General features: G+C 45.1%; 19 protein-coding genes. 13 read left to right on the top strand and 6 right to left on the bottom strand.

The genetic code is table 11. The annotated features are described in order from the left end of the window. Positions 1–18 precede the first annotated feature (18 nt). From M23134_RS42255 to M23134_RS25980, 7 genes are all read left to right on the top strand, one after another. Entirely contained in the window at positions 19–456 is a 438-nt protein-coding gene (locus tag M23134_RS42255) for an ABC transporter permease (protein WP_053337390.1), read from the top strand. A gap of 2 nt (positions 457–458) precedes the next feature. Next, positions 459–1235 carry an ABC transporter permease gene (locus M23134_RS42250; protein ID WP_002701306.1) on the top strand — a complete coding sequence of 259 codons (777 nt, stop codon included), beginning with the start codon at positions 459–461 and terminating at the stop codon, positions 1233–1235. 313 nt (positions 1236–1548) lie between these two features. Then, positions 1549–2775: an ABC transporter permease gene (locus M23134_RS26000; RefSeq protein WP_002701303.1), complete on the top strand. Its 1227-nt coding sequence runs from the start codon at positions 1549–1551 to the stop codon at positions 2773–2775. A 326-nt stretch (positions 2776–3101) separates the two neighbouring features. Beyond that, on the top strand, positions 3102–3725 hold the full coding sequence (locus M23134_RS25995; protein ID WP_002701301.1) for a hypothetical protein: 624 nt from the start codon (positions 3102–3104) through the stop codon (positions 3723–3725). Positions 3726–4194: 469 nt separating this feature from the next. After that, positions 4195–5103 carry an SDR family oxidoreductase gene (locus tag M23134_RS25990; RefSeq protein ID WP_002701299.1) on the top strand — a complete coding sequence of 303 codons (909 nt, stop codon included), beginning with the start codon at positions 4195–4197 and terminating at the stop codon, positions 5101–5103. A 627-nt stretch (positions 5104–5730) separates the two neighbouring features. Then, the gene (locus M23134_RS25985; protein WP_002701298.1) at positions 5731–6432 is read left to right on the top strand and encodes an ABC transporter ATP-binding protein; all 702 of its coding nucleotides are present in this window, start codon (positions 5731–5733) and stop codon (positions 6430–6432) included. A gap of 136 nt (positions 6433–6568) precedes the next feature. After that, positions 6569–7774 carry a hypothetical protein gene (locus tag M23134_RS25980; protein WP_002701294.1) on the top strand — a complete coding sequence of 402 codons (1206 nt, stop codon included), beginning with the start codon at positions 6569–6571 and terminating at the stop codon, positions 7772–7774. 92 nt (positions 7775–7866) lie between these two features. Here M23134_RS25980 and M23134_RS25975 read toward each other — a convergent pair whose 3' ends face one another. Further along, positions 7867–9369 carry a carboxypeptidase M32 gene (locus M23134_RS25975; RefSeq protein ID WP_002701292.1) on the bottom strand — a complete coding sequence of 501 codons (1503 nt, stop codon included), beginning with the start codon at positions 9367–9369 and terminating at the stop codon, positions 7867–7869. Positions 9370–9899: 530 nt separating this feature from the next. Here M23134_RS25975 and M23134_RS41395 point away from each other — a divergent pair. The 6 genes from M23134_RS41395 to M23134_RS42550 all read left to right on the top strand — a co-directional run bounded on the left by M23134_RS41395 (position 9900) and on the right by M23134_RS42550 (position 11631). Further along, positions 9900–10046 (top strand): hypothetical protein, encoded by a 147-nt coding sequence (locus M23134_RS41395; protein ID WP_002701286.1) that lies wholly within the window; start codon positions 9900–9902, stop codon positions 10044–10046. A gap of 151 nt (positions 10047–10197) precedes the next feature. Continuing rightward, entirely contained in the window at positions 10198–10347 is a 150-nt protein-coding gene (locus M23134_RS41390; protein ID WP_002701285.1) for a hypothetical protein, read from the top strand. A 40-nt stretch (positions 10348–10387) separates the two neighbouring features. After that, positions 10388–10546 (top strand): hypothetical protein, encoded by a 159-nt coding sequence (locus M23134_RS41385; RefSeq protein WP_002701284.1) that lies wholly within the window; start codon positions 10388–10390, stop codon positions 10544–10546. A gap of 253 nt (positions 10547–10799) precedes the next feature. After that, positions 10800–10946, top strand: a complete 147-nt coding sequence (locus M23134_RS41875) for a hypothetical protein (protein WP_198145095.1) — start codon at positions 10800–10802, stop codon at positions 10944–10946. A 92-nt stretch (positions 10947–11038) separates the two neighbouring features. Further along, entirely contained in the window at positions 11039–11173 is a 135-nt protein-coding gene (locus M23134_RS42555) for a hypothetical protein (protein ID WP_262492921.1), read from the top strand. Between the two features lie 323 nt (positions 11174–11496). Then, positions 11497–11631, top strand: a complete 135-nt coding sequence (locus M23134_RS42550; RefSeq protein WP_262492920.1) for a hypothetical protein — start codon at positions 11497–11499, stop codon at positions 11629–11631. A gap of 198 nt (positions 11632–11829) precedes the next feature. Here the strand turns inward: M23134_RS42550 and M23134_RS25965 are convergent, their stop codons facing one another. From M23134_RS25965 to M23134_RS25945, 5 genes are all read right to left on the bottom strand, one after another. After that, positions 11830–13521 (bottom strand): OmpA family protein, encoded by a 1692-nt coding sequence (locus M23134_RS25965; protein ID WP_002701281.1) that lies wholly within the window; start codon positions 13519–13521, stop codon positions 11830–11832. A 238-nt stretch (positions 13522–13759) separates the two neighbouring features. After that, complete coding sequence (locus M23134_RS25960; RefSeq protein WP_002701280.1) at positions 13760–15691, bottom strand: hypothetical protein; 1932 nt, start codon at positions 15689–15691, stop codon at positions 13760–13762. A 230-nt stretch (positions 15692–15921) separates the two neighbouring features. Continuing rightward, positions 15922–17355, bottom strand: coding sequence for a fibronectin type III domain-containing protein (locus M23134_RS25955; protein WP_002701278.1), 1434 nt, complete (start codon positions 17353–17355; stop codon positions 15922–15924). Positions 17356–17724: 369 nt separating this feature from the next. Further along, positions 17725–20595 (bottom strand): SprB repeat-containing protein, encoded by a 2871-nt coding sequence (locus M23134_RS25950; RefSeq protein WP_082226697.1) that lies wholly within the window; start codon positions 20593–20595, stop codon positions 17725–17727. Positions 20596–20720: 125 nt separating this feature from the next. After that, complete coding sequence (locus M23134_RS25945) at positions 20721–22871, bottom strand: hypothetical protein (protein ID WP_002701274.1); 2151 nt, start codon at positions 22869–22871, stop codon at positions 20721–20723. Positions 22872–22992: the final 121 nt, after the last annotated feature.

Raw genomic sequence — 22992 nt, 5'->3', positions numbered from 1 at the left:
TATTTAAACTAAAAAAACATGTATTTAAAACTTGCCTGGAGGAATATATGGCGCAATAAGCGTAGGACAGTGATTACAATGGTGTCTATATTTTTTGCGGTATTTTTCTCCATTTTTATGCTCTCCATGCAGAATGGCTCTTATGATAACATAATCCAAAACACTGTAGGCTCTTTTACGGGGTATGTGCAAATACACCAAAAAGGCTACTGGAATGAACAAAACATTGACAATAGTTTTGAATGGAGTAAGCAGCTACAACAGCAAATAAGGCAACCTGAGGCAGTAACCGAAGTAGTTCCCAGGTTGGAGTCGTATGCCTTGCTGGCAAGCACTCAAAAAAGCAAAGCAGGTTTGGTATTAGCCATTGACCCTGCCAAAGAACAGGCGTTGTCGGCACCACAAAAAAAGCTGGTACAAGGCAACTACTTTGACAAAAAAGACGAAGAGCGGTAATATTGGCTCAAGGGCTTGCCCAATACCTTAAGCTCAATGTGGGCGACTCGCTGGTATTGATCGGACAAGGTTTTCAGGGGCAAAGTGCCGTAGACAAACTCTTGGTCAAAGGCATTGTCAAGTTTCCGGCTCCCGACATTAACAAGTCGTTGGTGTATGTGCCACTGACTACAGGACAAAACTTATATGCTGCCGAGAACAGGCTCACTTCGTTGGCTTTGGTGGTCAAACAACCTAAAAAGCTGGACAAGGTATTGACATTGCTCAATGCTAAGGTAGATACCCAACAATATAAGGTGATGTCGTGGAAGCAAATGATGCCTGAAATGGTACAAATGATTGAGGTAGACGGGCTGGCTAACTACATAACTGTGGGGGTGCTATATATGGTGGTTTGCTTTGGTATTTTTGGCACTATACTTATGATGACCGCCGAACGCCGCTATGAGTTTGGGATATTGATTGGCATAGGGATGAAACGTTTTAAACTGGGGACAGTGGTCATTTTAGAAATGTTGATCATTGCGCTGATGGGTGTAATACTGGGAGCAATAGCAAGCTCGCCCTTGGTGGCTTATTTTCACGCAAATCCGCTCAAACTGACAGGAAAAGCGGCAGAATCAATGCTTGAAATGGGCATTGAACCTATCATTCCGTTTTCTACCGACCCTATGATTTTTGTGTCACAAGCGGTCGTTATTTTAGGCTTTACGCTACTTATTGCGCTTTACCCTTGGTGGTTTACCCAAAAAATTAAATTGATTGATGCATTGCGTTAGTTGGGAATTCCTTACAAGGTGCTAGGAGCTAGGTTTTGGGTTTTACAACTCACTGCTCCGCAAGCAGCCTCCATCTACCGATTTTATAAGTCATTAAAAATCAACGCATTGTAAAGTATGTAGTTGTTTGTAGAACGAGGTGCACTTGTCGCTTAAAGCCTGCTCCTGTACCAACTTCTATCTACCGATTTTATAAGTATTTAAAAATCAACATACTATAAAGCAGGTAGTATGCTTGCAAACCAGCCTAAAGCTAAAGACTAATAGCTTTAGGCTGTAGAAGCTATTGACTAACTAAAAAAACCAAATAATTATGATTATCAAAATAGCCTGGAAAAACATCTGGCGCAATCCAATGCGCAGCGGAGTGGTCATTGTCTCGGTGCTGCTGGGAATATGGGCGGGTATTTTTGTACTTGCTTTCTCGCTGGGTATGAACAACCAACGGGTAAAAGGACAACTCGAGAACTTTGTGGGGCATGTGACCATCAAACACGCCAAATATGACGAAGACAAACTGGTAAAGTACGCCATTGACGATGCTGACAAAATAGTTCAACAAGTGAGCAAGCAACCACAGGTAACAGCTACTACCACCCGAACAAGTGCGGTGGGTATGGCCACCAGTAGTGCAGGGGGCTATGGAGCAGCCATTCATGGCATAGACCTGCAAAATGAACCTAAAGTATTTAGCCTGAAAAGTAAACTGGTAGAAGGCAAGTACTTTGAAGGTATCAAAAGGAACCCTATTCTGATTGGTAAAAAACTTGCCAAAAGGCTCAATCTCAAATTGCGTTCTAAGATGGTACTCACTTTTCAGAACGAAAATGGTGATATTACAGCGGGGGCTTTCCGGATCGTGGGTTTGTACAAATCCAGCAATACAGTGTACGACGAGTCAAATGTGTTTGTACGCCAAAACGATTTGCAAAAACTATTGGGCAACGACGTACTCATTCATCATATTGTATGCCGGGTAGACAACTACCAGGTAGCCCCAGAAGTAGTAAAAAACCTACAAGGCAAACTAGCAAAAAACCACCAGAATATAACAGTACAAAGCTGGAAAGACACCTCACCCGACTTGGCTTATGCCAATGATATGATGAGCCAAATGCTGTTCATTTTTGTGGGTATTATACTCTTGGGGCTTTCTATGGGCATTGTCAATACAATGCTCATGGCAGTACTGGAGCGTACTCGTGAGCTAGGTATGCTCATGGCGGTGGGCATGAGCAAAGGACGGGTATTTAGAATGATTGTGATAGAAACTTTCTTTTTGACTTGTGTAGGTGCACCTATAGGCATACTGCTCGCCTGGGCAACCATTCAATATACTGGCAGCAATGGCATCGACTTGGGAATGTTTTCGTCAGGGTTGGAAAACTTCGGTTATGATTCTATCATTCGCCCTATGATTGAAGGGAGTTATTACGCCCAAATAGGACTTATGGTAGTTGCCGCCGCCTTGTTATCTGCCATTTATCCGGCAATCAAAGCATTGAAACTTAAGCCGGTAGAGGCTATTAGGAAGGTTTGATTTAATTGAGAGCGTCAACAAGGTGCTAGGTATACCTTGTTCCCTAAGTAGCTACACTTTTTCTATCACGTTGATTTTTAGCAACTTATAAAAAGCATAGTTAAAAGTCGATGGTCGATAGTCCATTGTGGCTACACTGAGCGTGAAACGGGTGCTAAGTCGATAGACAACGATCTTTTAGCCTCGCTTCGCGCTAATTCGTAATTAGCTTACGCAGAGCTCCCTGCGGTCGGTTCGTAATTAAACCATTCGTAATTTAATAAGTAGCCTCGCTTTGCGAACCATCAAACAATAGAACCAAAGTAGAAAACCATTAATATAAAACCATGAAAAACAATTTTTCACAACGACACATAGAATGGAACTACCCCAAACCGGGTAATTCGTGGGATAAGTTTGTAGGACCAGGTGCCACCAAAGGTGAACAAGCCCTGATGCTGTTGCCTACATTGGTACTCACTGCAGGGCTCTTGATTTGGGTACCTATCCAAGGCATTCAATGGAGCATTTGGCAATATTTGGTAGCAGGCTTTTTGGCTTTCGACCTCATAGGCGGAGTCATTACCAATGCTACCTCTACCGCCAAGCGTTGGTACCACCGTGCCGGGCAAAGCAGAGGCAAACATTTGCAGTTTGTGGCAGTCCACATTTTGCAGTTGTTTTTGGTCACCTGGCTATTCAACGACCTCAACTGGGTGTATTTGTTCAGCATATACGCTTACCTGATGCTTAGCTCATGGTGGGTGCTCAGGTTGCCTTTATACTTACAACGCCCTGCCGCTTTTGGCATTTATACGCTTACGCTGATGTTGCACTATAGTTTTTTGAGCGGGATGGAGGGCTTTGGTGCCATCCCCGGACTAGAGTGGTTCGTTCCGGTGTTCTTTTTTAAGCTCTTGATTAGTCATTTATTAACCGAAGAACCTTATAGGCCAGTGAGTAGGTTTTAGTCCATAGCACCGACAGGAGCAAGTCCCTAGATGCCGATGAATATCGGTGCTTTAAGCAACAAGTCCTTAGATACCGATGTATATCGGTGCTTCAAGTTGCCTCCTGTTCCAGAGACAACTAACAAAATCATAGTATACTTATTTTCAGTGGTTTATGAATTTGTTAGTTAAAAGTCGATGGTCGATAGTCCATTGTGGCTACACTGAGCGTAAAACGGGTGCTAAGTCGATAGACAACGATCTTTTAGTCTCGCTTTGCGCTAATTAGCTAAAGCAGAGCTCCCTGCGGTCGGTTCGTAATTCGTAATTAAACCATTCGTAATTTAATCAGTAGCCTCGCTTTGCGCCAATTCGTAATTCGTAATTAGCTAAGGCAGAGCTCCCTGCGGTCGGTTCGTAATTAAACCATTCGTAATTTAAGTGATAATAGTTGCTTTGCAAACCATCAAACAATAAAACCATATATCACATGAAAAAAGTATTAGTAGCCGGAGCCACCGGATATTTAGGCAAATATGTAGTACAAACCCTCAAACAACAAGGCTATTGGGTAAGGGCGCTGGTACGCAACCAAAAAAAGCTGTCCCAAACAGGTAAATTTGGTGAGCCTGCAGTTGCCCATTTTGTAGACGATGTATTTGTAGGGGAGATTACCCGCCCCGAAACTCTGAAAGGCGCACTGGAAGGCATCGATTGGGTATTTTCGTCGGTAGGCATCACTCGTCAAAAAGATGGGCTGTCGTTTTGGGAGGTAGACTATCAGGCCAACAAAAATTTGTTAGCGCTTGCCCAACAAGCTTCTATAGAAAAGTTCGTGTTTGTATCGGTATTTCAAGGCGAAGCACTTGCCCATAAGCTTGCGGTGGCTCAAGCCCGTGAAGCTTTTGTCAAAGAACTCAAGCAATCGGGCATAGCTTATAGCATTGTACGCCCCAGCGGGTATTATTCAGACATGAGCGAATTTATGACCATGGCAGCTCAAGGTCGGGTATTTATGGTAGGTAATGGCAGCGGAGTCATTAACCCCATTCACGGGGCAGACCTTGCCGAGGTATGTGTACGGGCTTTTCAGGAAGATGTACCAGAAGTAGACGCAGGCGGACAAGAAATGTTTAGTTATCAACGCATTGGCGAAATGGCTTTTGATGTATTGGATAGCAAACCCCGCTTTTTGAATATACCTGTGTGGGCTACTAAAGTATTGATTGCACTCATCAAGCCTTTTAACAAGCAACAAGCCGACTTGTTTCGGTTTTTTGTCACCGCAGCCAACAATACTGAAATAGCCCCCAAATATGGCAAACATAGTTTACGACAATATTTTCTTGATTTTGCTTTACAGAAAGATAGTCAGGAGTCAGGGGTTGGGAGTCAATAGCCCCGACAGGGGCAAGCTTCAAGTCCTTAGATACCGACGCATATCGGTGCGACAAGTCGCAAGTTAGACCCTGTTTAACTGCGTTGAGCTCATCACAGCAAACTGCTGTAGATTCGGTTCACAGGTAACTACACTTTTATATTACATTGATTTTCAGTTACTTATAAAAAGTGTGGTTAAAAATCGATGGTCCATTGTGGCTACACTGAGCGTGAAACGGATGCTAAGTCGATAGACAACGATCTTTTAGCCTCGCTTCACGCTAATTCGTAATTAGGAGTGTACGGAGTCTTGTAATCATCTGACAATAAGTATTTTGCAAAGGTTAAAACGAACAAAAACAAGGTTGTTTTCACTTTTAAAAGGCGGCGTATACGCTCATGTTTGCTCTTTGCTAGGGCGACCATTCCGATAAACCGCGAACTTCCATTGCATTACAGCAAGGGGTAGCCCCTTGATTTATATGTAAATACCTGTATATCAAGGATTTTAAAAAATTCGTACAATCGTAATTCGTAATTAAACCATTCGTAATTTAATCAGTAGTCTCGCTTTGCGAGCCATAAAACCATATAACCATTTTTTAACCGCTTTGTGAGCAATAAAATCATTTAAACAACATACACAATGGAAGTAATCAAAACACAAGGAATCACTAAAGTATACAACGAGACCAAGGGCGTACCGGTGTATGCGCTCAATGGAGTAGACCTGGTCATCAAAAAAGGAGAGTTTACTGCAGTGGTAGGTCCTTCGGGATCGGGTAAAAGTACTTTACTCAACATTATTGGTGGTCTGGACAGCCCTACTGCCGGGGTGCTAGAGGTAGGGGGTACCGACATTAGTAAGCTTAAAGAGAGCAAACTGATCGATTTTCGCCTCAATAACATCGGTTTTGTGTTTCAGGCATACAACCTGATTCCGGTACTTACTGCCAAAGAAAATGTAGCTTTTATTATGCAATTGCAAAAACGCCCCAAAAAAGAAGTAGACCAACGGGCGTCTGAACTACTGGCAGAAGTAGGCTTAGGTGACCGCCTCAACAATCGCCCCTCGGAGCTATCGGGCGGACAACAACAACGCGTGGCGGTGGCAAGGGCGTTGGCATCTAAACCTCAGTTTGTGCTCGCCGATGAGCCTACCGCCAACCTTGACTCTAAGTCTGCCGAAAACCTGCTGGACATTATGGTAAAGCTTAACCGGGAAGAAAACATCACCTTTGTGTTTTCTACTCACGACCCACGCGTTATTAACCGGGCTCATCGAGTGGTGACTTTAGAAGATGGCAAAGTGGTGAAAGATGAGCATAAGGAGGAGATGGTGGTTTGATAAAAAAAGAATTGCTTTATGGTTTTATGGTTCGCAAAGCGGGGCTTAAACCAAATACTCAGCAAACATCGAAAAATATCGACCATCGACTATCAACTAAAAACTCCCGACTATTGACTACGGACTACCAACTAACATGAAACACTCTATACTTTTTCTCTTACTCTTTCTGGGTTCATTGGCGCAAGCCCAAACCGATAGCAGCCACCACAATGAGGAGGAAAAACCACCTTTGGTCACAGTAAACGGCTACTTGAAGGAGTTGGGTTCGTTGAGCTTTTCGAAACAGATGACCGATTTTAGGTATGACAACCTCATTCATAATCGCCTCAATTCTAAATGGCAATTTGGCAAAAGGCTGGTGGGTAAACTGGAGGTACGTAACCGGATTTTTAATGGCTATACTACCGAGTCGCTCTATATGGCAAACCAGCAAATGGACCTGTTGCCTACCTATGGCAATATACTGGATGAAGACCTTGGGTTGGTAGATTTGTCGTGGGTATGGGCAGATGGACAACACTTTGTGGGGCATACGGCTATAGACCGCCTAAGTTTAACTTATCGTCGTGAAAAATGGGAGTTACAGATAGGGAGGCAGCGCATCAACTGGGGCAAAACAATGGCTTGGAACCCCAATGACCTGTTCAATACTTACTCTTACCTTGACTTTGACTACGAAGAACGCCCCGGCGCTGACGCCATTCGTTTTCAGTACTTTAGGGGCTATGCTTCGGGCTTTGAGGTAGCCATCAAACCGGGCGAAACGCTGGATACTACTGTAGCAGCTGTTATGCTCAAACACAATCATTTCAACTATGATTTTCAGTGGCTGGTGGCCAATTATTACCACGAAATGGCGGCAGGGCTTGGTTGGTCGGGCAACATTAAGGGCGTGGGTTTTAAGGGTGAACTGACTTATTTTCATCCCAGAGAAAACTGGCAGGAAAAAAACGGATACATAAACGCTACCGCAGGTTTTAGTTATGTTTTTCCAAACGCAATGTTTGTCCAACTGGAGTTTTTATACAATGGCAACTGGGACGATACCCAATCGGCGGCAAGCCTGTTATCGCGTCCCTTGCCTGCCAACAACCTGTTTATTGCCAAAACCGCCATACTTGCCGGAATAAGTTATCAGATTCACCCTTTGGTGAGCGCCAATGTATCGGCCATTGTGAGCCCTACCGATCAGGTATATATTTTTGTACCAGGGGTTACTTTGTCACTTGCCGAAAACTTTGATTTTTTGGTGACGGCTCAAGTCCTCCGCAACAAGGCGCTGGAGCAGGTAATGCCCACGCCTAATGTATTGTTTGGGCGGTTGAAGTGGTCTTTTTAGGGAAGGTTATGATCGCTTTGTTCAATGGTTTATTAGCCACAAGGCAATAAAAACTGGTCGCCTGTGGCTAATGGCTTGAAGCTATAAAAAAACTACACCCCTACCCCACTTAAGTCGTAGATGGAGGCATATTTTTCTTCTATATAACGCATAAAATAATCAAAATTGAGAATTTCGCCCGTTACCCGCTTGCACAGCTCGTCGGCTTTGTAGCGACGTCCATATTGGTGAATGTTTTTTTGCAACCATTCCAACAATTTCGCGGGGTTTTTGGCACGAATGTCGTCTTCTACCCCTGGAATGTCTTGCACTGCCTGGGCGTAAAACTGGGCGGCGTAAAAACTTCCGATAGAGTAAGTAGGAAAGTAACCAAAACTGCCGTGGCTCCAGTGAATGTCTTGCAGCACACCTTCAGCGTCGTTTTTGATGTCAAGCCCCAAGTATTGCTTATACATAGCGTTCCATTTATCCTTGAGGTCAGCCACCTTTAGCTTTTTCTCAAACAGCTCTTTTTCTATCTCGTAGCGAATGAGCACGTGAAAATGGTAAGTCAACTCATCGGCATTGGTTCTGATGGGCGAAGGCTGCACCTTATTCATTGCCTTAAAAAAATCGTTGGCGTTATGCTTGCCCAATTGACTGGGAAACACCTCTTGCAAACGGGCAAAGTTGCCTTGCCAAAAGTTAAGCGAACGCCCTACGTTGTTTTCCCACAGGCGCGACTGTGACTCGTGCATGCCCAAGGTAAGGTAGGCACCCGAAGGCAAACCATAGTTTTCGTCTTTGAGCCCCTGTTCATACAAAGCGTGCCCCCCCTCATGTATGGTGCTCCACAGCATTTCGCTTAGGTTGTTTTCGTCTATTCGGGTAGTTACCCGCACATCGGTTGCACTAAAATTGGTAGTAAACGGATGCGACGAAACATCTTGTCGGCCTGCGTCCAGATCATAGCCAATTTGTTTGAGTATCTCGATGCCATAATCCCACTGTTTGTCTTTGTCAAAGTGCTGATACATCAACTCATCGCTCACTTGTTCGGCGTGGTATATTTTCTCTATAAAAGGAAACAAACGCGCTTTTACCTGCCCAAACAATACTTCGAGCTGGTCTACGGTCATGTTCTTTTCGTAAATATCGAGCTGGGCATTATAAGGGTGTTCCTCGTAGCCCAGGTACTCACACTCTTGCAACTTTAGCTCAAGCAATGCTTCTAAATCGGGCGCATATAGGGCAAAGTTTTTTTGTTGCTTGGCGTTGTTCCACGACTGAAAAGCTTTGGACACTGCCGCACTGGTTTTTTCTACAAACTCCTTGGGTACTTTTTTGTACTTGTCGTACTCCGCTTTGGTATAGCTTACATTCGCTTTTTCAGCCTCGCTCAAGTCGGCATTGGCAAGCTCGTCTAACAAGTGACCAGTGTCATCAGCAGTAAATAGCTCATGTGCCAAGCCTGCCAAAGTAGACAATTGCTGGGCACGTCGGCCAGCACTTTTGGGTGGCATGTATACTTCCTGGTCCCACTGTAGCAAAGCAGCCGAGTTGTTGATGTCGGCAATTTTTTGCATCCTTTCGGTAAATTTCTTATAGGTGTTCATCTTTTGTTTTGTGTTGATTTAACAATACTCCTTTCACTTGCCTAAATCTCTTCATTTTTTTACCCCCAGTCAATTTTCCCTCTACATTTTGTTGCCAGGCAAGTATCAATTCGCTTCATGACACTCGCTACTTTTGTTAAATTTATAAATACTCAAGACATAAAATCACCCCGTAGACTCTCCAAACCCATTTTTCAACAAAAAAAAGGCCCACCTTATAATGTAAAGCGTTTGCCAGGTTTTGCCCCTCTACCTTTACCCTCGTTGAATGACTCAAACAATGCTCGTGAGGCAATCAGAACTCAACAATACTTTAAGCCTTATATCTCATTGAGGTTGTCAATCACAAGTATTGTTTGAGAACTCGTCTCGTCTTTTTGAGTGTTTGCGAAAACTATTGCTTTTGTTAAATGACGAGAAAACTTGAAGTCAACGGACAAAGTGAATGATGGTCGCCCATTATTAAAAGTCGAGATAGGTTACAAGTCTTATTCAACTATTTAGAAACCTTTTTAAACAAATAACAAAACATGAAAAATCTTAAAAATTTCAAGAACAATGCAATTGTAAAAACTGATTTGCAAAAAGTAAAAGGTGGTATCAGAATCACCAGAGCGCAATGTCTTGCTGATGGTTACCAGTGGGTAGAGCCTTGTTTGTGCATTGGCTGGAAGTAATGCCTTAGGTATTGGGGGCTAAGTGCGCTGGGTATTGGGGCGTATAACCTAACTGTAGGTAAAATTTACCTGTAAGGTATGAATACTGCCCTGGCACTTACCCCAATCAACCTATTTATTTTTATTCACAAAACACTTTAGATATAACTACATGAAAAACCTTAAAAAATTTAAGAACGACGAGGTTGTAAAATCTGATTTGAAAAAAGTAAAAGGAGGGTTTAGGCTAATTAACGGAAAGGAATGCGAGGATTCAGGCGGGTATTGGAATGGCAATAGCTGTACTCCTTGGTATAATTGATTTTTAATTTATTCACTCAATAATATAACATACACAAAACATGAAAAATCTTAAAAACTTCAAGAACAACCAATTATCTACTCAAGAAGCACAAAGCACTGTAGGAGGGCGACAAGCCATAGACGATGATGCCTGCCGCATGGCTGGGGGCAACGTATGGGTAATTAATGGTGACAAACATTGTGTTATTCAAGGTTAATTATTGTTTGTTTTTTTTGCGTAAACACCCACTCCAAAAGCCACCAGGCTTCACTGGGGTGGGTTGTTTTCATGTTGACCTGTCCCAATTTCCCCTCCTTGCGAAGGTCTTACTGAAGGGTGACCTGAGCAACGTTAAAGTCAAGAGTTGGGAGACGGTAGTCAGTAGTTTTAACACACACGCTGGCACAAGTCTCCATACTTGTGTCCATCGTAGCAAATTCAAGCTTGTATGTTTGTTTTTTTGCAAAAACATGAAAGTGAGCCATCCCGAACTTGCTTCGGGGCAAGATACTTCCGCAATTATAAGCACAAGCCCCTTGGGTTGGTTGGTGTTGGTCGGGCTAAAGCCTAAAGACCAACACGGGAGAACGTTAAAGTCAAGAGTTGGGAGACGGTAGTCAGTAGTTTTAACACACACGCTGGCGCAAGTCTCCAGACTTGTGTCCATCATAGCAAATTCAAGGTTGAGTATTTGTTTTTTTGCAAAAACATGAAAGTGAGCCATCCCGAACTTGCTTCGGGGCAAGATGCTTCCGCAATTATAAGCACAAGCCCCCTGGGTTGGTTGGTGTTGGTCGGGCTAAAGCCTAAAGACCAACACGGGAGAGGTTGTTTTTTTGGTTGAATTGCCTACCCAGACCTCACACGCTGGCGCAAGTCTCCAGACTTGTGTCCATCGTAGCAAATTCAAGCTTGTATGTTTGTTTTTTTGCAAAAATATGAAAGTGAGCCATCCCGAACTTGCTTCGGGGCAAGATGCTTCCGCAATTATAAGCACAAGCCCCTTGGGTTGGTAGGTGTTGGTCGGGCTAAAGCCTGAAGACCAACACGGGAGAGGTTGTTTTTTTGGTTGAATTGCCTACCCAGACCTCACACGCTGGCGCAAGTCTCCAGACTTGTGTCCATCGTAGCAAATTCAAGCTTGTATGTTTGTTTTTTTGCAAAAACATGAAAGTGAGCCATCCCGAACTTGCTTCGGGGCAAGATGCTTCCGCAATTATAAGCACAAGCCCCCTGGGTTGGTTGGGGTTGGTCGGGCTAAAGCCTGAAGACCAACACGGGAGAGGTTGTTTTTTTGGTTGAATTGCCTACCCAGACCTCACACGCTGGCGCAAGTATCCAGACTTGTGTCCATCGTAGCAAATTCAAACTTGTATGTTTGTTTTTTTGCAAAAACATGAAAGTGAGCCATCCCGAACTTGCTTCGGGGCAAGATACTTCCGCAATTATAAGCACAAGCGAAGGACGCTTGCGCTAGGGGCGAAGCGAAAACAGTAAAACTTACAACACCTTCAACTCCACCCTTCGGTTGCGCTCGCGGTTGGCAACTGTAGTATTGGGTACCAAGGGGCGGGTTTCGCCATAGCCTTTTGCCGAAAGGCGCTTTACATCAACGCCTGCTTTTACCAAAAACTCTTTGACAGCCTGGGCCCTTTGTTTCGATAAGTTCATGTTGTCGTCATGAGTACCGTGATTATCGGTATGTGCCGATATTTCCAGCTTTAACTGAGGCTCTTTCTTGAGCAATTGGGCAATGGTTTGCAAATACCCCAAGGTTTTGTCGTCTAACTTTGCCGAATTATAATCAAACAACAAGTGACTAAAAATCAATTTTTTATATGCCTTCAGCGATTCCAGCGGGCGCAGGTTCTCCGGGCGATGCCTGGCAAGTTTGGTTGTATTGGCAAGGGCTTTTGCTTCATCGGCTTTGCTTATGACCTCTCCCGTTTTTACATCTACCAGTAGCGCCTCCCCTATCGCCTTTTTAGGCAAGTGTTGGGGGGCAGCATGGGCTTTTGCCACCAATACTTCTTGCGGCTTCATGACTATTTTGTCCAGCTTCAACCAAGGCTTTTGCCAATCACGTAAATCTACCTTTTGGTAAGCCGTTTGGTAACCCTCGGCACTGATCACAAGCTCGTATTGGTAGCCTTGACGCAGCACCAGTCTAAACCCTTGGCGGGGGGCGTGTTTCCCAGCAATTGCTTGTCCATTGCGTTGTAATTTCACCAAAATATTGGTAGCTATAGGTTGACGGGTTTTGGCACTGGTGGCTACTCCCACCACACCAATGTTTTGCTTGAGCTGCATATAGGTAGGGAGCTTTTTTGTCCTAAAAATATCATCGTTTCGTTTGCCTTGGGTGGTAAAATATAAAGCGTTATCGGGCAAAGTCAACGTAGCAAACTCTTCTGACTTGGGGGTATTCAAAAATTCTAATGCCTTCAGTTCTACCCATTCCTTGCCTTCAATGTCCAATACGGCTTTGTACAGGTCAAACCCTCCTTTGCCACCTTTGCGGATAGAGGCAAACAACAAGGTAGCATTATCGCTCATAATTCTGGGGCATTTTTCACAACCCGTATTAATGGGGTAAGGCAATGGGTGGGGAGCTTGCCAATATCCACGTTTGTTTTTGCGTGCGACAAATAATTTATAACAACGTTGTCCTTCTTTTTTATCTTTCAGGGGGCGGGCAAAATACAAGCGTTGCCCATCTGCCGAAATCGCCGGGCAGTCGTCGTGCCCTTTAGAGTTGATCACCTTGCCCATATTGACGGGGCGCGTCCAATTGCCATTTATTTTTCTTGCATAATATATATCTCTGCCTCCTTTGCCCCCGCGAAAGGTTGCCGAAAAAAGCAGGGTTTTGCCATTGGCACTGAGGCAAGGGGTAGCAATAAAATCGGTTTGAAAACCATTGACTTCGGTGGGGCGTTGCCCAAAAGTGTTGATGCTTTCAATGGGTTCGGGTGCCGACCAACGTCCACTTTTGAGGCGGGTACTTTCGTACAAAAACCAGGCTTTGTAAGGGTTGTTGTTCGACTGAAATACCATTGTTTTGCCATCGGCACTCACCGTAGGAGCATATTCTACAAAGGTATGGGTGCTCACGGCGCGTATGCGCTCTATCTTTTGGGCATGTAGTGCTCCAAAGCAAAATATAAATAGGGGTAAAAGTAGTTTTTTCATAATAAAAAGTTGGGAGTTGGGAGTCAGTAGTCGGGAGTCGGGAGTTAGTAGTTGGGAGTTAGCAGTTAATATCATATTTGCAAAAGTGATAAAAATATCATCTAACGACTACTAAAAAACTACCGACTATGGACTCCCAACTAAAAGCGAACAGCTTTAAAAAAACTACCGACTCCAGACTATGGACTCCCAACTAAAAACGAACAGCTTTAAAAAGCTCCCGACTACGGACTATTGACTAAAGAACAAATGTATATTTAAAAGTAAGTGTAAACTCTGAGGCCTTTTGAGCCGCTTGAGTCGTTTGTTCGTAACGCGTACGGGTAAGCCAAATCGCATTGAGCGAAAGCATGTGTTGACGTGCTACATTGTAGCCATTGCTCCAGCGCACATTAAAAATACTGTCGCTCAGGCGCCCATCGGTATACGAATTATTCTGCGAAAGCGTAAGGCTACTTTGTAGCTTTTGCTCTAGCAGCAGTTTTTTGAGCATCAGGGTTGGTCCCAGTATGCGGTTGCTCAGGTTTTGCGCCACGTTTTGGTTAAAGTCAAACGCCACTACCGCATTGAAACCCAACGGACGAATGCTCAGAGAATAAGACACGTTGGAGTTGTAAAACCTCGAAATATCAGTTTGAATATTGCCCACACTTTGTTGGTTGTCGGCTATTTGGTAAGACCCATTGATATTGAGGTATTGCTGACTGGTACGGCTGCGTGCCAACTCATAGTTAATGTTCAGACTGGCGTTTTGCGAAATCTGGGTAAACTTGAGCGAATCGCGGTAACGGTCGAGCGGGGTAAGCTGATTGAGTTGGTCGAACCGGGTTCTTATTTGCGAAAAGCTCTGAAAACCTGAATAAGCGGCGTTGATGTTGAGCTTAGGATGGGGCATAAAGTTTACATTGACCGAGCCTACTCCCCTACGCAAAGTATTGAGTTGGTCGTCGTCCAGGTTGTTGCGTTGGGTACCCAGGTTGGTGGTAATGCTTAGTTTGTTTTTAAACAATCGGGTAGAAAAATTGACCGTAATATTTTCCAAATCATTGTTAAAGAAATAAGCGCCCAAGGTACGGTAGCCTGGATCTATGCGCTCGTAGCCTACCCCTGCCGTAAACAATTGGGCATTAAAATTTAGGCTTGCTTTGTAAGCATTATAATAAGCCGTAGACGTACGTCGGGTAAAAATAGGGTCGGTCAGTCTAAACAAATTATCTTCCGAGGGGTCTTTGGTTTCTATGCGTTTGTCGCGGGTGAGGGCACTTGAGGCTACCTCAGATTCAAACAACCAATGTTTACCAATCCGTTTGTTCAACCTTGCGCTCAACACTGCATTTTCTTCAGGCTTTACGCCCAACGAATCGGGCAGGGCAGGCAAAGAGTTGGCGTTGTCGGTCGCCCCAAAATAAATCATTTCCAGGTAATCCTCTTCCTCGTTGAAGGTAGACTTGGGTGGGGCTACTGGCGGGGCTGGTTTGCGTACAATTTCGTCGCCGTTTTTATCATACTTGCTCGCTATTTCGAGCATTTCTTTGTACTTGGGCTGGCGTCTTTTGAAGTGGTAACGCACTTTGGTACCATAGCCCATCCGGCGATAGGCGGGCAGTACATCGTTGCCCAAACTATCGGGCTGCACGCTTTTCTGAAAACGCCCATACAATGCACTTACGCTCCACCTGCCTTTGGGGCGCACCTCTACGCCTGCCCCTAAAAAAATGTGTCCATTCATAGTATAAGGCGAAAAAAACATGCTGTTGTGCCCGGCATACAGCGTAACACTTTTGTAGGTGGGGCGTATGCCAAACTGGTTGAGGTCGAACGAGGGCAATGCCCCCTGAAAATCGGCATTCTGATTGGTAAAACTAAAGGACACGGGGATGGCAAGGTTGAACATCGAGAAACTAAAATCGCCAGAAACCAAATAGCTATAGGGCTGGCGCAGTGCCTCGGTACCCGATGCCCCATAAAATATCTGACTAATGTCTACCGAGCCGTCCAATCGTGGTTTTTTTTGGTCCCACATCCGCTTGACATCGCTCAGGCTTTGGGGCGTATTTTGGGCGTACACGTGGCAATTGCCTCCTATGGCAAACCATACTACGAGCCACCCACAACACATCATTTGTTTCAAATAAGTGCTATATTTTCTTTTATATACATTGGGGTTCATGAGGGTTAGTATTTTTATTTAGTTGGGAGTTGGTAGCTTCTACAGTCTTAAGCTTTTAGCCCTTAGCCTTTAGCTTTAGGCTGGTTTGCAAGCCTGTTGCCAATTTCACAGATCACTGATTATTAACTGTTTATGAAATCGAGAGTTAGTAGTAGGGAATCGGAAGCTACTGACTCCCGACTACGGACTACCGACTCCCAACTACGGACTACCGACTCCCAACTATAAGACTAATCATTCAATAAGTGATAATCTAGTTTAGTAATCGGCATTTTTCCCGCAATCATTCGATTATCGGTGTTTACCGTTATATTGTTGAAAGCCACCTTTAGGCGGGCATTGTTAAAAGTGCTGACCACTACATAACCTTCGCCCGAAAACTGTCCGTTGCCTCCGGTTACTGTAGTCAATTTTACCTCAAAATCAGCCACTTTTATCACATCGCCCTGCACCAAAGCAGGTTTAGGATTCTTGTTGTTCATATTATAAGCTGGCGGAGCGGCTCCACACTGTACTTGGTTTTTTGCGTAAGCTTCTGTTGTTATTTTTTGGGTTTGGGTAGGCTCACTTTTGATCTCTCCACACGCCGAAAACACCGCAAACTCGTATTCGGTACCGGCTTGTAGCTGGTCTACCTCCAGGGTAGTCAAAAACGTGCGCTTTTCGTACCACTTCTCGGCACCCACCTTGCGGTACTGAATCACATATTCGCCTGCCCGGCTAGTGGTGGCAAAACCCACCTCTATGTTTTCGGGGCTAATGTTTTTCAAGCGCAAGTTGACAGGAGGCTGACAGTTTTCGCCATAGATAAACTCTACCACCCGGCTACGTCCATCGTTCATAAACAAGTTGCGCCCTTCGACATTTTTCGCCTCTACCCAAAACGCATAGCGTTCGCCCGGTTGCAAACCCAGGGCATTGCCCGTGTGTACCATCAGGTTTGCCTGCGTAAAACCACCATCAATCGGGTTGATTCGCCCTGAGTTTACCGCCACATTCACATCGGTAATGTCTTTGCTTACTCTGGCAATTCTTAAGTGGTATTGCGCCGCAAAACCCGCATGGCGAGGCGTCCACTCAAACTGAATGGGCGCATTGTGGCTGTTGGTTTTCAGCAAGTTGCGGGTTTTGGTTACACTGTTGTACTCTAACCTCGTGATAAAAGGCTCAGGCGGAGGACTCAAGCGAAACGACACAGGCAAAGGTACTAAGTCAGATACTACCAGATTTTCGCGGCGGGCATCCAACACTTCTACCCCAATGATGTATTCGCCATCGGGCATCTTTTTGCGTCGCAGGTAATCCTGGGGCGCAATGCCTTTAAAAATCAAGTTGTTGTACTTAAGCATGGGCAACAAATCGCTGCCGCTCAAATACAAGGGTACCCCTCCCTGCAACGTAACAGGTATTGCACGCCTGGTTTGCAAGCTTGCCTGCGCTCCGGTAATGCTGATGCGTATTTTGGCGTTGTACTGCTTGCGGCGAGTATCTTTTAGCAGCAGCATTATCCGCATCTTGTTGGCGCCTACACTGGTATAGTCTTCTATATAAGGACTATAGGGCGGGGTAATGGCTATGTTCCCCGTCACGATTCTGGCTTGGGCGTGCAACTGTTGCCACCCTGCTGCCAGTAGATATATAAATAGTAATGTGATCTTTTTCATTGTTATTTTTTTTATTAGTCCAGAGTTGGGAGTCAGTAGTCAATAGTCGGGAGTTGGTAGTCAGTAGTCGGGAGTTAGTAGTCAGTAGTTGGGAGTCAGTAGTCAATAGTTGGTAGTTAGGAGTCAGGAGTCTATAATTAGTATCATATTCGCAAAAGTGATAAAAACTATCATTTTAGAGTTGAGAGTCGGTAGTCGGGAGTTAGTAGCTAATATCATCTTCGCAAAAGTGATAAAAACTATTGTCTACCGACTACGGACTCTGGTCTCCTGACTAAAAGCTCCTGACTACGGACTACCGACTCCCGACTAAAAACTATGGACTCTTGACTATTAAAAAACTCCCGTCTACCGACTACCGACTAAAATTTAAAAAACTACAAACCGAATCATTTTGCGCTCTTGCGGGGTGTCTACAATGAGGTAATGAACCCCTTGCGAAAGCTTGCCCGCTGCGTCGAAGCTAAAGGTATGGTTCTTGGTGGCTTTGCCCTCTTGCTTGGTTACCTCTTGCCAATTGTAGCCATCGTATATTTTGGCTTTTATATCGGTAGGCTTTTTCAACTCAATATTAAAGCTAAACTTGCCATTGTTAGGATTCGGAAACAGCTTGTATACCTTGATGTTGCTCTCCTCAGAGTTGCCTCCTCCTGCCAATTGCTCTTCGGGTTTTTGGTAATCCTTTACGGTAATGGTTTTCTCTACCACCGAGTAACAACCACCCAACCAGGCGTAGAGCCTAATGGTATAAGTACCCGTTGCCGGAAAGGTAAACACTTGTTCGTAGTGGCTTTCGTCTTTTTGCATGGTAGGTTGGTTGCCCTTATCGTTGGGTACCACTTCCCACTTCAAACGGTCGGGCAGGTCTTGCCCCACGGCTTGAATAATAGACGCCTCAATTGCCGATACACTGGTGTTTACGGCTACCTCTTCGTCCATCAAAAAATCAGCTTCTAACAAATTGTCCGATTCGGTCACTACCAAACGCTCAGTATGGGCACATTGCCCCTTTTGGTTAGTAATAGTCAAGGTGTATTCTCCGGCTTTAGCCAAAGTTACTTTTTGAGTATGCGACACAAAACTACCGTCTGCCGATGCCCAATGGTATTTTGCCCCAGGGTTACCCGCATCCAGGGTAACCGATTGCCCTTTACAGATGGTCACATCTTCGCCCAGGTCAGATTTAAGTTCACGTGGATTGTCTAAGGTATAAGTAGTGGTTACTTCGCATTGATTGCCATCTATTACCTTAAGGGTATAAGTACCCGCCGTTAAGCCCGACACCATTGCCCCTTGCTGGGGTTTGCCCGTAGCACCCGCCCAGATATAGGTATAGTTGCCCGCACCACCCGATGCTTGTGCCATCAATTGCCCATCATTGCCATTGTAGCAAGTAGGATCTTTAGACCCACCTATTACCTGAGTCACCTGCAAAGGAGTAGGCTCACTCAAAGTATAAGATTGGCTCAAAGTACAGCCGTTTTGGTCGGTAATGATCACTGTATACTTACCTGCGGTCAGGTTTTCGGCTTTGGTATTTTCACCGTTGGGGACGCTCCACTTATATATATAAGGCGCTTTGCCGCCCGATGCTTTCACCTCAAGGCGTCCGTTGTTGCCACCATTACATAGCAGGTCTTTTTGGTCTACCAATGCAATTTGCAAGGCAGCAGGGTTGAGCAAGTTGGCAGCATTGGCTACCGCCAAATAAGCATTCGGGGCGTCTTTTAGCTGGTAAGTATACTTGCCTGGCAATAGTCCGCTAATAGTGTGACTGCCTGCCGTGTTGAAAGTCTCGGTTTTGTTGGTGGCACCCATCAATTTGACCGTATAAGGGGTGATGCCTCCTTTGAATTCAAAAGTAATGCTTCCGTTGGCGTTGTCGGTACACAAAGGATCGGTGCTTGCCAGCAATGCTTTTTGCAAAGGATCGGGTTGAGTCATTTTCACGCTTCTTGTCCAGGTTTTCTCACAGCCAGTGGCGGTTTTCACCTTAATGTGGTAAGTACCTGCGGGTACAGCTATCTCTCTGGTGGCTTGGTTTGTTGCCGACGAATAAGTACGCCCACCGTTGATCGAATAGCGATAAGGCGCTTTGCCGCCACTCACTTTTACCCTGATGTTGCCTTGCCCATCGTGACGGGCAATTTGGTATTTGCGGCCGTCTACTGCAGTATATTCGTTGGCTGGTGCCACCGAAGCAATGTTGAACACAGGCACCAATGGTATGTGTATGATTTTGGTGGCAGGTTGGCAAGCGCTTAAGCTTCCCGCACTGTTTACATTGAGCAACCAATAAGCCCCTCCGCCCAGGCGGGTAAAGTCTATTCTGCCGCCATTGCCCTGCTTGGTATATTTGTCGCTCACACTTTTGCGGTAGCGTTTGCCTCCATAAGGTATACTCCCATTGGCATCTTCTATCAAGCGCACCAATGTATACTCAAAGCGGTTGCTGTTGCCATTCATCGTGGTAGAAGCAATGCTAATGGCTGCGTCTAAGTCGGCACTACAAGTGGTGCCTTTTACCCGAGGTGTACTAATCACAGGAGCCTTGGGGTAAAAGCGAATGTGGTTACTGGCAAGCGTCGACAACTGGGGCATACCTTTGGGGTACACCTGAAACCGAATGTTCTTGTTGTACTTGTTATTGATCACGTTGCTGCCGTAAATATCGCTTAAGCGAAAGTTTAAGTATTTGTGGCTGGTTTCTTTGTAGTACACTTTATTGTCTTGGTCTATTATTTTCCAGGTATACCTGCTGTAGTATTTGCCATAGCAAGTACGGTTGGTTACCCGCGCATAAGTATCATCGCAATAATTGGTTCTACTGGTAGTGGGCTTTTCTTCTTTAAATAGATTTACTATCAAGTCGTATTTGAAGCTACTACAATTGTTTGAACGCCCCCTAAAAGTGCTGTTGCGACAAGTGCTAATATCCCAGGTATTGTCATACCAGATGTGTTTGACTGGAATAAACAAGAAGGTCTTTCTTGCTTTAAAATATATTCTTATCTGATTGGGCTGTTGGTTATACACCGCAAAGCCATTGCGATAAGCCACAGGATATATCCTGTTTCCATTGCGTTTTACGTGGTAGTACTTGTCGGTTTGACTGTACCCACAACCTGTGCTGGTATTAAAGTTTACCTTCAGGTAATATTGCTGTGCCTGCCCTACTGCACTTATTCCCACCAGCAGCCACATCAAGAGTAGATATCTGAGATGTATTCGTCGTTTCATTGTGTATTGGGTTTGGTTAGTTTTTTAGTTGGGAGTCGGGAGCTTTTAGTCAGGAGTCGGTAGTCAGGAGTATTGTCTCCTAACTTTGGACTACCGTCTACCAACTACTGACTACCGACTCTCGACTATTGACTAACTATTATTTCTTTACTAAATACAGATTGTCCACCACCCTTAAATTCAGCCTTGAGGCAATACCTGTAGCTTACATTAGGGTGTATTTTGGTATCCTTAAATGTGCGGGTGTTGCCACCTACCGTAGAATACAATTGTAAAGGCTCAAACTCTTTGGCTCGGTAAATTAGAATCTTACTGACATTTTTGAGGGGGTATTCCCACTTTAGGCGAATGTGCTGCTGTTGGGTGTTTACCTCATAGTTGATCTTGCGAATGGGTTGCTTGAGTCCCCGGTCAATGATCTTGCCCGCTACAGGTTTTGCCGGAGCCGACTCCAGCCCTGCTGCGTCTACTGCCACCAAAGTGTATTGATACACCTTATTGGCTTCTATGTCCTTGTCGGTATAGTCGCTATAGACGTTGGCGCTTTCTTCATTATTTTGGGGCTTGTTTTTCTCAAACAAGGCTATTTGTTTCCATTCGTTGGTTCCTATTTTAGCCCGGTACAGCACGTGTTTGCGCACATCATGACTACTACTCTTGATCCATTTAATCACCACTGCCGTATCGGTTGACATGACCAACTGAAAGGCGGGTTGTACGGGCGGAATAGTGTCGGGGCGCAATACTACGTAGGCGTCCGACATGTCAGACTGGTTCAGGTATTGGTCTAGTGCCATTACCTTGTAGTGCACCGTGGGAGTAAGGGTATTGAGCGAAACCGTGTCGACAAAAGAGGTCTGGCTCACAATGCGGCGGCTCACCAAGGCATATTCGGCATTGGCAAAATTGGCTCTAAACACTTTGTAACCTTTCACGTCTTTGTCGGGCACTGCCTGCCAGCTCAACCTTACTACTCCGTTGCTGTCAATCTTACCCATGAGTTGGGTAGGCTTTACAGGCGGTATAGAGTCGGGCTGTTGGGCAAGGTAAGGAAACGTTTGACTGGTTTTGGCGGCTTTGTCTACCACTTTTATGCGGTAATAACTTGCACCACCGTTGCCCAGGTCTACATAGGCGCGTACATTGGGCACCAATATGCTTTGATGAATCGCTTGATACCTGCCATCGGCTTTGCGGGCACGCTCTACCCAAAAACCCTTGATACGCATCTCTTTGTTTTTTGGAAAACTCCAGCGCAACTGCACTTTGCCCCCTGGCATTACCTGAGGCTGATCCATTACTGGCATCAAAGTCTCCAGGCTTTTGCCTTTGCCCGATACCACTTTCGACGGCTTGCTTTTTTCGCCGAAAGGCGTTACTCCATACACCCTATAATGGTATACTTGCCCATTGGTGGGCAACGAATCATTATAAAACATTTGATTGTTAGGGCGTTGGGGGTCGTTTTGTACCGGATTGGTTACAGGCAAGGGGCTCGCCAACTCAAAGTTTTTGCCGTCAGCCGAACGCTCCACAAAATAACTTGTAAACAAGTGTTCGTGGTAGCTTCTGTTCCAGCGTAGTACTGCGGCTTGGTTGCCAAAATACGCCTTGAGGTCTACCGGAGCAGGCAGCGGTTGGTAGTCGCTGGCACCAGTATAGCGAAAGCCTCCCTCTATAGCATATTTTGCCTTGGGCACTTTGGGCACTACTTTGTACAAATACTTTTCGTTGGGGCGGATGTTGCGGTCTACCCAGGCCAAGCCCATAGCTTTAGCCACTACAAACGACTGATCGGCGGCAAGCAATGCATAAGTAAAACGCATGTTTTGCTCCCTTACAGTGTTGGCTATTTTGGTAAAGCGGTCTTTGGCAGTTTGGGTTTCGGCGCTAAAAGTTTTGCCATACAAAGCCTGGGCAGCAATTGCCGCTTGTTTTTCAATCGTTGGGTTAGCCACCAGTTTTTTCCAGGCAGCCAAAGGCAACGGCTTGAAGGTCTGTACGGGTATATCCAATCTGATCGCCTTGTCAAGCACTTTGCCGTCTTTCCATACCAAAAACTTTTGCAGCGTGTAGCCATATTTTGTGGTATACTTCCAGGCAACGGCATTGTTGGGCGCCCACCGCAAAGCAATAGAATCGGGGTAAGCGCGGGTGATCAGTCCCACGGCAGGTTTGGCGTCTTCTTGGGTAGACTGGGCATAACCAAATTGGCTAATGCCGATCCATACCAGCAACAACCACAACAGGCGCAGGTATTTTTGATGCAATATCATAATGGGCTTCAAGGTATGAGCTATCTAAGTAATTACGAATTATCAATTACGAATTACGAATGAATGAAGTCTTTTAGGTAACTGAAAATCAGTGCTTTAAAACCCCGGACACTCCTAATTG

Origin of the sequence: Microscilla marina ATCC 23134, assembly GCF_000169175.1 — a bacterium.
GTDB classification, from domain to species: Bacteria; Bacteroidota; Bacteroidia; order Cytophagales; family Microscillaceae; genus Microscilla; species Microscilla marina.
This window is presented reverse-complemented; position numbering and strand designations above follow the sequence as displayed.